This window comes from Rossellomorea arthrocnemi (genome assembly GCF_904424705.1).
GTDB lineage: Bacteria > Bacillota > Bacilli > Bacillales > Bacillaceae_B > Rossellomorea > Rossellomorea arthrocnemi.
This window is the reverse complement of record NZ_CAJGBF010000029.1, coordinates 24,706-30,848: the sequence shown is the minus strand read 5'-3', so window position 1 is coordinate 30,848 and position 6,143 is coordinate 24,706. Positions and strand designations below refer to the sequence as shown.

Below are 6,143 nucleotides of genomic sequence, written 5' to 3'. Positions count from 1 at the left end.
CCTAGGACCAGGTCCTAGGAATCAAGGTCCGTCCCTCCTGTGACAAGTTTGTGAATTTATTCACAAAATATACGATATGATACGTTTATGAATAGAATATCAGTATGAATCGTGTTATGATTTTATTGTGAACAGTTTCACAATACCAGAAGGATCGTAGCTTCATTACATTCTACTTATCCACCCATCGGGATGATATACAGTATCAACGGATGGACAAATAATTAATGAATAGGTGATGACGTATGACAATCAAATGCACAAACAAGGTAGCTCTAATTGGTACAGGATTTGTTGGTTCAAGTTATGCCTTCGCTCTTCTCAATCAAGGAATTGCCCATGAGCTTGTGATGATCGATTTGAATAAAGAGAAAGCCGACGGAGATGCAAGGGATTTAAAACATGGTCTGGCTTTTGCTTCCCCGATGAAGATTTATGCCGGCGATTACAGTGATTGTAAAGATTCTGATATAGTCGTGATCACAGCCGGGGCAAATCAGCAGCCAGGTGAAACTCGTCTGGACCTTGTTGAGAAGAATATAAAAATCTTCAAAAATATCGTAGGATCTGTCATGGATAGTGGTTTCAATGGAATCTTCCTCGTGGCGACAAATCCCGTAGATATCTTAACGTATGCGACGTGGAAATTTTCCGGCCTGCCGAAAGAAAGAGTCATCGGGTCTGGAACGATTCTTGATACCGCCAGACTCCGTTACTTGGTTGGAGAGCACTTTGATATTGATACCAGAAATATACACGCCTATATCATGGGGGAACATGGTGACACAGAGTTCCCGGTATGGAGCCATACGACGATTGGTGCAAGTCAGTTAAATGAACTTATCGAGATGGAACAGGAGAATGTCCAGAAAGATCTCAATGACATCTTTATCAATGTAAGGGATGCAGCCTACCACATCATAGAACGGAAAGGGGCAACGTACTATGGAATCGCCATGGGTCTTGCCCGGATTACCAAAGCCATCTTTAATAACGAAAACAGCATTTTGACCGTTTCTGCCCTCCTCGAAGGAGAAAACCAGGAACAAGATATTTATATTGGTGTCCCGGCCATCATTAACCGCGGGGGCGTCCGAAAAGTTGTCGAGCTTCCGTTGAACGAAAAAGAAAAAACTCAGTTCACCCATTCAGCAGAAACATTGAAAAACGTCATGAAGAATTCGTTGGAAGCTTGATTCATCATCTCTTCTAAAGGATCAGACACGCACGCCCATTCCGCCTCCTCATAAGATAAAGAGAAATCTTTATGAGGAGGTTCTTCTATGTACGATCACAGACAATTATTTCCCGGCTTTCCCGGCGGAGGATCCAGCGGCGGATTTCCCGGTTTTCCCGGCGGAGGACAGGGGTCAGGCGGAGGATTCCCCGGTATTCCTGGATTTCCAGGCGGTGGCCAGGGCTCCGGTGGCGGAGGTTTCCCTGGTTTTCCCGGTGGAGGCCAAGGGTCACCACCCCCTTCAAGCGGGCAAGGCGGACAAAACCAACCACCACCCGGGCCACCACCGAACTTCCAACCGCAAAAAACGGCACTTCAAGGGACGCAGGGTGGACCAAGCACCTTCGCAGTAGATTCCGGTGCCATCAGAAGATGTTTATTTCGATATACCTATATTTGGCTAAGACGAGATGCTTTCTGGTTCTATCCCGTTTTTGTAGGACGCCGCTCCATTGCCGGATGGAGATGGATTGGTTTCACATGGGTTTACTTCGGCATCGATTTGGATAAAATTGAATCCTTTACGTGTGTGTAGGTTTCATCATGCATTCCTATCCTTACTATCGAACCAATTCTTCGAATGGTATTATAACCGTGACAGGGGAACACACACTATATGTGGATCCGGATCAAGCCGTCGTCTCTATTGGCGTTGTCACCAATGATAAAGAGCTTGAAACAGCACAGAATCAGAACCGGCAACAATCCAGTAAAGTCGTCCAGTCCCTTCTTAACAACGGAGTAGCAAAAAAAGATATCCAGACATCCACCTATCAAGTATTTCCCCAGTACAATTTTGAGGATGGAAAACAGGTCTTCACTGGTTATGAAGTCAGACAGGTGTTCAGGGTCACCATCAAGTCAATAGAAAACGTTGGTATGATCATCGATGATGCCATAAAAAGCGGAGCAAATCGTGTGGAAAACATTCAATTCGTCCAGTCCAATCCCATTGAATCCTACCAACAGGCTCTTGCTGCCGCTTATCAAAAGGCATTCCAAAAAGCACTTACATTATCAAGCCAGTCCAATCAACAGCTCAATCCTCATCCGAAGTCCATTACAGAACAATCTAGTCCTGCAGCCGCTCCTTTTATGAATACCGCCTTCGTCAAAGCAGCAGAGGAAAGTACAGCCGTACAACCGGGTCAAATCGCCGTAACAGCTATCATTACTGTAGACTTCAGAACCAATTAAACAAAAAACTGCCGGAGTAGATTGCTACTGGGGCAGTTTTTTAGATTAGAAGGGGTCCAGGAGAAGTGATGAGCATCATAGAAATGTGCCCACAATGAAGGACTCTCCCCTCCCTTTAAGAGGGTTGTTAGTACTATTTGCGTCGTTTTTTAATATTCCGCGCCTTCCCCTATCACTTCCCATCCAAAATACCCTTAATCAATGTGTGAATGAAATTTAGTAAAGAACAGTGATGTTCTCTTCCTTTTCCAGAAGGTTGCCCACAGTATGTTCATTCAGGATTCTTCAAGTCCCGTTCAAATTTGCACGTGCAATTCAGATGAGTTCAGAGAGTTTGTTCTATGCCTTCCACTCTATTCACCCAGGGACTTTGATTTCCGCCCGCAGGCTTCCATTGCAGATAATACAGCTCCTTTAAATTGATGTTTTTCAAGGGTGGCTACCGCTTCAATCGTTGCTCCACCAGGTGAACATACGGCATCCTTTAGTTCTCCTGGATGGGTGCCGGTTTCAAGGACCATTTTTGCAGCTCCCAGTACAGCCTGTGCGGCGAGCTGATAAGCCTGCTTTCTCGGGATACCCTGGAGAACGGCTCCATCGGCAAGCGCTTCAATGAACATAAACGCGTAGGCAGGAGAGGATCCACTCACAGCCGGTATTGCATCCATCAAGCTTTCTTCGACCTGTTCCGCTTTTCCGAAGCTTTCTAAGATTGCCTGCACATCTTCTAGATCGCTTTTTGTTATTTCTCCATTTACACAATACGCCGTCATTCCTTCTCCTACAAGAGACGGAGTATTCGGCATGGTCCGTACGATTTTTGCAGAAGGGGAAATCTGCTCCTCCATCCATTCGATCGTGATTCCTGCCGCAATGGTCATGATGATAGCTTCTTTTTTCAGAGAATCTTTAATTGATTCAATCAATTCCTTATATTGATCGGGTTTTACTGCCAGGAAAACAATATCTGAAAAAGCCGCTACATCCTGATTATCATTCGTCGTCTTCACTCCAAATTTTTCTGCCACCATATCAAGTGTTTCCTGTGACCGGGCACTTGCACGAACGGATTGGCGAGCCACATGGCCGGATTTCAATATTCCTCCCATGATGGCTTGAGCCATATTACCGCACCCTATAAATCCAATGGTTCTATCCATATTATTCACCTCTCATTTGTATGTAAACAGTCCTTAGAATCATACCAAACTTTCAAGCCTAATAAAATGTATCAGACCTAAAACAACAAAAGGCTACGGAGGAATACTCCTGCAAGCCTTTCAATCATTCCACCAACTTCCCGCAATTGGGACAAAGTGATTTTGTATAATTCTTTGGAATTTTTTTATAACACTGATTGCACGTTTTCACATACACCGGCTGATCGAACAAGTCTTCTGACATACCGTATCCACTCTTGAAGGTCAACTTCATCAGCCTGATGAATAACCCGATGATTCCCCCGGTAATCAGTAACGCCCAGATCATCTTGTTTGCACCTCACCAAGGATTTTCCCATAGTTCAAGTCGACGATAGGTTCATCGTGGTGTAATCGCTCCCTGATTTGTGACAACAACGAACGCTCACCTTCCGACAAATTCTCTACATCCCATTTTTTGTGGAAGACAGAGTACAGAGTCATGTCTCTGAGAAGCAGGAAATGGGGAATGCGCTTGACCCATTCTTCCTCGATCTCACACTCCGTCATATATCCTTGAAGAAATGCGATAAGGAATCGTTCCCCGAATTGACTGCGTGTTTCGAGCGTCTCATTTCGAAACTTCCACCATACCGAATAATAGAGGGGAATGGCCACGTCACTTACAAAAAAGAATTGCGTACTATCATCAAAGTCGAACACATGGAGATCACCTTCGTGATAAAAGAAGTTACCCGGATGGATGTCGGAATGAATGAGTCCAAACGAATCCTGTGTCTCTATAAAGCTGCTGATCCATTCCTTGTTTTGATTGCCTTTTTCAATAATTCCCTTGTCTAGAGGAGACGTTACATATTTCTCATAATTCAACACATCATCCTGATCCCAGCGCTCACGCCTGTATTCATCCTGATCGTATCCCTTTGTTACCCTATGCATGTGACCTGTGAGTCTTCCCCATTTATAAAAGAGTTGATCATTAAATAAGGGATCATTCACCTTCACAGGAACTCCCGGAGCTTTGTCAAATAAGCAGGCTATGAAATACGTTTCACGCGATTTAATGACTTCCACAAGGTTACCTTCGTCAGAATGATTCACAAGGGAAACATTCACTCTATGTTTATGTAAATGATTGATCCAATTCAACTCTGCTTCCACTTCCCCTGTGGAACGATGGGAACTGTGGGTCAAACGGAGGATATAAGGAATCCCTTTCCGATGTACCTCATACACATAGTTTTCAAAATCACCAAGCTTTTTCGCCCTTGACGTTTCACAGCTGAAGCGAGCGGCCGCGTCCTTTAACAAGTCATCTGTAAATAGTTCTTCAATCCATTTTTCCATCCAATCTTCTCCTGCTCTAAACGTTATTGGTTTCTTTTCTTAGGAGGGCCACCCGGTATGGAAAGAGTTCTGCTCTCATGATGCCTTCCTTCACGGCCGGGTCGGCTTTCATCATGGCCTTTGCCTGCTTTTCGTCATCCGCTTCGAATACCACGATTCCAAAGGCATTTTCCTCTTCGTTCAACGTTCTCCCCGCAAGGATTACGTCCCCTGATTCAGTCATTTCCTTCAACCTGGTAAAGTGACGTTGAACAATTCCTTCATCCTCGTCTGTCCAACTGTCTTCTTTATGTAAGCGTGGAATCAGCTTTAGTACATAAATAAATTCCATTTCTCCCTCTCCCTTCAACAATACTTATACGACTTAGATGATGAATAACCCTTTTTCCCCATTCAAAGAAAGCCTCTCGCACTCAACAATGGACAACTGTAAAATGTGAGTCAGGATTAATGGTCCTTCATCCATCGGTCCATCGTCTGTATGATTTCATCCTGTTGCTCCCATGCAGTGATACTGGCTTTACGATCCCCTTTTTGAGGACCGTAGACACCGAATCCCGCGTGGTTGCCTCCACTAATTCTATGAAAGGTTGCGTTTGGCGGTAATAACGCCTTACTTTTTTCAATGTCATACCCTGTAGTAAGTCCATCGTTTTCTGCGTAGATGCTGAGGACTGGTATATCACTACTTGAAAAGTCGGTCGATTTCGCTGGATAAGACGCGAGGAAAATCACCCCTTTCACCTCATCTTGATGATCATAGGTATAAGAAGCGGCAGCCACACCTCCTAAAGAATGACCGGACACATACCAATCAGTGGTTTCATCAATGTCATTGATGATCTTTTCAGATTCATTTATCCCAAGAAAAGCAATATGAAAGGGCATCCTCGGAAGGACGACGGTATAGCCCTTTTCGGATAAAGACTTCCCGATATACCCATATGCCTCCACTTCAACCTTTGCTCCGGGATAAAGAATCAGACCTTTGCCATTTGAATCCTCGCTGTTAAAAATGAGCCAGTCATCTTTTTCTTCGATCAAAGGATCTTTATCCATCCTGACTTTATCCAACAGTTCTCCTGTTGCTGAATATGATTGTTCCGACCAAATATAAAAACCTAGAAAACCAACTATTACAACCGCGAGAAATGTAATTCCTGTCCATTTCAATACTTTTTTCAAATCTCACACCCCTATAT

General features: G+C 44.1%; 8 protein-coding genes. 3 read left to right on the top strand and 5 right to left on the bottom strand.

Features of this window, described 5'->3' with window-relative positions:
• Positions 1–245: 245 nt before the first annotated feature.
• The 3 genes from BAA9072_RS22205 (at position 246) to BAA9072_RS22195 (ending at position 2,434) form a co-directional block, all read left to right on the top strand.
• Positions 246–1,196 (top strand): L-lactate dehydrogenase, encoded by a 951-nt coding sequence (locus BAA9072_RS22205; protein ID WP_201716758.1) that lies wholly within the window; start codon positions 246–248, stop codon positions 1,194–1,196.
• An 87-nt stretch (positions 1,197–1,283) separates the two neighbouring features.
• Positions 1,284–1,772, top strand: a complete 489-nt coding sequence (locus BAA9072_RS22200; RefSeq protein ID WP_201716757.1) for a hypothetical protein — start codon at positions 1,284–1,286, stop codon at positions 1,770–1,772.
• Positions 1,773–1,780: 8 nt separating this feature from the next.
• The gene (locus tag BAA9072_RS22195) at positions 1,781–2,434 is read left to right on the top strand and encodes an SIMPL domain-containing protein (RefSeq protein ID WP_201716756.1); all 654 of its coding nucleotides are present in this window, start codon (positions 1,781–1,783) and stop codon (positions 2,432–2,434) included.
• A gap of 353 nt (positions 2,435–2,787) precedes the next feature.
• Here BAA9072_RS22195 and proC read toward each other — a convergent pair whose 3' ends face one another.
• From proC to BAA9072_RS22170, 5 genes are all read right to left on the bottom strand, one after another.
• Positions 2,788–3,594, bottom strand: a complete 807-nt coding sequence (gene proC, locus BAA9072_RS22190; protein ID WP_201716755.1) for a pyrroline-5-carboxylate reductase — start codon at positions 3,592–3,594, stop codon at positions 2,788–2,790.
• Between the two features lie 124 nt (positions 3,595–3,718).
• Positions 3,719–3,922 carry a hypothetical protein gene (locus BAA9072_RS22185; RefSeq protein WP_201716754.1) on the bottom strand — a complete coding sequence of 68 codons (204 nt, stop codon included), beginning with the start codon at positions 3,920–3,922 and terminating at the stop codon, positions 3,719–3,721.
• Positions 3,919–4,941, bottom strand: a complete 1,023-nt coding sequence (locus BAA9072_RS22180) for a phosphotransferase enzyme family protein (RefSeq protein ID WP_201716753.1) — start codon at positions 4,939–4,941, stop codon at positions 3,919–3,921. The genes BAA9072_RS22185 and BAA9072_RS22180 overlap by 4 nt, the downstream gene beginning before the upstream one ends.
• Positions 4,942–4,957: 16 nt before the next feature.
• On the bottom strand, positions 4,958–5,272 hold the full coding sequence (locus BAA9072_RS22175) for a YciI family protein (protein ID WP_201716752.1): 315 nt from the start codon (positions 5,270–5,272) through the stop codon (positions 4,958–4,960).
• A 116-nt stretch (positions 5,273–5,388) separates the two neighbouring features.
• Entirely contained in the window at positions 5,389–6,126 is a 738-nt protein-coding gene (locus BAA9072_RS22170; protein WP_201716751.1) for an alpha/beta hydrolase, read from the bottom strand.
• Positions 6,127–6,143 lie beyond the last annotated feature (17 nt).

Excerpts from the sequence above, each read along its gene's own strand:
- BAA9072_RS22205 (WP_201716758.1), top strand. The coding sequence starts at position 246 with ATGACAATCAAATGCACAAACAAGGTAGCTCTAATTGGTACAGGATTT.
- proC (WP_201716755.1), bottom strand. The coding sequence starts at position 3,594 with ATGGATAGAACCATTGGATTTATAGGGTGCGGTAATATGGCTCAAGCC.
- BAA9072_RS22200 (WP_201716757.1), top strand. The coding sequence starts at position 1,284 with ATGTACGATCACAGACAATTATTTCCCGGCTTTCCCGGCGGAGGATCC.
- BAA9072_RS22175 (WP_201716752.1), bottom strand. The coding sequence starts at position 5,272 with ATGGAATTTATTTATGTACTAAAGCTGATTCCACGCTTACATAAAGAA.
- BAA9072_RS22180 (WP_201716753.1), bottom strand. The coding sequence starts at position 4,941 with ATGGAAAAATGGATTGAAGAACTATTTACAGATGACTTGTTAAAGGAC.
- BAA9072_RS22185 (WP_201716754.1), bottom strand. The coding sequence starts at position 3,922 with ATGATCTGGGCGTTACTGATTACCGGGGGAATCATCGGGTTATTCATC.
- BAA9072_RS22195 (WP_201716756.1), top strand. The coding sequence starts at position 1,781 with ATGCATTCCTATCCTTACTATCGAACCAATTCTTCGAATGGTATTATA.